This window comes from uncultured Blautia sp. (assembly GCF_902497045.1).
Lineage (GTDB): Bacteria > Bacillota > Clostridia > Lachnospirales > Lachnospiraceae > Blautia_A.
In genome coordinates this window covers 1-2442 of sequence record NZ_CABVDF010000314.1, presented here as the reverse complement: position 1 = coordinate 2442, position 2442 = coordinate 1, and the positions used below count along the sequence as shown (strand labels likewise).

Genomic DNA, 2442 nt, shown 5'->3' with positions numbered 1-2442 from the left:
TGGCACCGGAGCTGACTGATAAAATGCTTGCGGAATTTCTGGAAATGGACTGCAATCTGCTTGTGAATCTTCACATCCAGTCCATCGACCAGATGAAAGCGATTAAGTTGGTAAAAGCAAAGGTTACAGATATTAACAGGATGAAAATTGAGGAGCAGAAAAAAGCAGTTCGTTCCGGATATGATATGGATATTATCCCGTCTGATTTGAATACTTACGGAGGGGAAGCAAAGAGGCTTCTGGAAGATTTGCAATCCAGGAATGAGAGAATGTTTCTTGTGACGGTGGTGTTTTTAAATACTGCAAAAAATAAACAGGAACTGGAAAATGTGGTATTTCAGACCGCAGGTATTGCACAGAAATATAATTGTGCATTAAAGAGGCTTGATTATCAGCAGGAACCGGGACTTATGAGCAGTCTGCCACTTGGAAAAAACTGGATTCCTATTAAAAGAGCATTAACGACAACTTCAACAGCGATTTTTGTTCCGTTCACGACACAGGAATTATTTATGGGTGGAGAATCCATTTACTACGGTCTGAATGCCTTGTCTAACAACCTGATTATGGCTGACAGGAAGAAACTGAAAAACCCGAATGGCTTGATCGTGGGTACTCCGGGAGCTGGTAAGTCCTTTGCGGCAAAACGTGAAATTACCAATGTTTTTATCGTGACAAAGGACGATATTATTATCTGTGATCCAGAAGGCGAGTATTTTCCCATAGTCCGGGCATTCAATGGACAGGTTGTTCGTATTTCGCCAACTAGTCATGATTATATCAATCCGATGGATATTAACACCAATTATGCGGATGATGACGATCCGTTATCTCTGAAATCAGATTTTATTCTTTCACTTTGTGAACTGGTAGTAGGTGGGAAGAATGGCTTGGAGCCAGTAGAAAAGACGATTATTGACCGTTGTGTCCGCTTGGTATATCAGGACTATCTTGCAGATCCGGTTCCAGAGAAGATGCCGATACTGGAGGATTTATACAATCTGCTTCGCAAGCAGGAAGAACCAGAGGCACAGCGTCTGGCAACGGCACTGGAAATCTATGTTAATGGTTCTCTTAAAGTATTCAACCATCGCACGAATGTTGAGTTGAATAACCGTCTGGTATGTTTCGACATTAAAGACCTTGGTAAGCAACTTAAAAAACTTGGTATGCTGATTGTTCAGGATCAGGTCTGGAACAGGGTAACAGTCAATCGTGCTGCACATAAATCTACCAGATATTACATTGATGAGTTTCACTTGCTGCTGAAAGAAGAACAGACAGCAGCATATAGCGTGGAAATCTGGAAGAGGTTCCGTAAGTGGGGCGGTATTCCGACTGGTATCACACAGAATGTAAAAGACCTGCTTGCTTCAAGAGAAATCGAGAACATCTTTGAAAACTCTGATTTTATTCTGATGCTTAACCAGGCATCCGGGGACAGACAGATTCTTGCCAAACAGCTTAACATCTCTCCGCATCAGCTTTCCTATGTGACAAACAGTGGAGCAGGAGAAGGCTTGATTTTTTATGGAAATACAATTATTCCGTTTAAGGACAGATTTGATAATTCTCTTATGCTGTATGCGTTAATGTCATCGAAACCGGAAGATGTGGAAAAACGTGAAAAACTTGGCATCAAAGACAGGGACGATTAACAGGAGGAGTGGCAGAGTGAGGCGGTTTATAGCAGGAATATTGATGATTGTTTCGATTATTTTGCTTACTATCAGTATTTACTTTCTGATGGGAATGTTCATACAGGAAAGACAGGACAATCAGTTACAGCAAGAGTTGCAGGAACTTATGCAGGAGAAAGAGGACGAGCCGGGAGAAAATTCTTCCGGCGATTCTTTTATAGAAGTAGATGCTGGAATACTGGCATTGCATGAGGAAAATCCAGATTGTATTGGGTGGCTTACGATTGAGGGAACAAAGATAGACTACCCAGTTATGTACAGGCCCGGAGATAAGAATTATTATCTGCATCGGGATTTTAATGGGGACTACTCAGCAAATGGCTGTCTGTTTCTTGCTGAGGAATGTGTGCCGGGAGATTCAGACAACCTGATTATCTATGGGCATCATATGAACAGTGGGAAGATGTTTGCTGATCTTGAAAAATATAAAGACAAGGGATTTTATGAGGAGCATCCAACAATCCTGTTCCGTACCATATGGGGAAATGAACAGTATCAGATATTATCAGCATTTACAACACCGGTTTATACCGGAAATGACTTTAACTATTACAGTTTTATAAAAGCACAGAAAGGGGCAGATTATGAGTACTTTATTAGAGAAATTAAGCGAAAAGCAATCTATGAAACCGGAATCACAGCAGAATATGGGGACAAGCTGCTTACATTGTCCACATGCGAATATTCACAGCGGAATGGGCGTATGGTCGTGGTTGCAAAAAAAATTCAGCAAAATGAAAGC

Annotated in this window: 2 protein-coding genes; both read left to right on the top strand. The window is 41.2% G+C overall.

What is annotated here, in order from left to right:
• On the top strand, nucleotides 1-1658 hold a 1658-nt coding region (locus RDS42_RS14165), incomplete at its 5' end, for a VirB4-like conjugal transfer ATPase, CD1110 family (protein ID WP_308784227.1).
• The coding region (srtB, locus tag RDS42_RS14160) for a class B sortase (protein WP_308784226.1) at nucleotides 1624-2442 on the top strand (819 nt) is incomplete at its 3' end. The genes RDS42_RS14165 and srtB, both read left to right, overlap by 35 nt.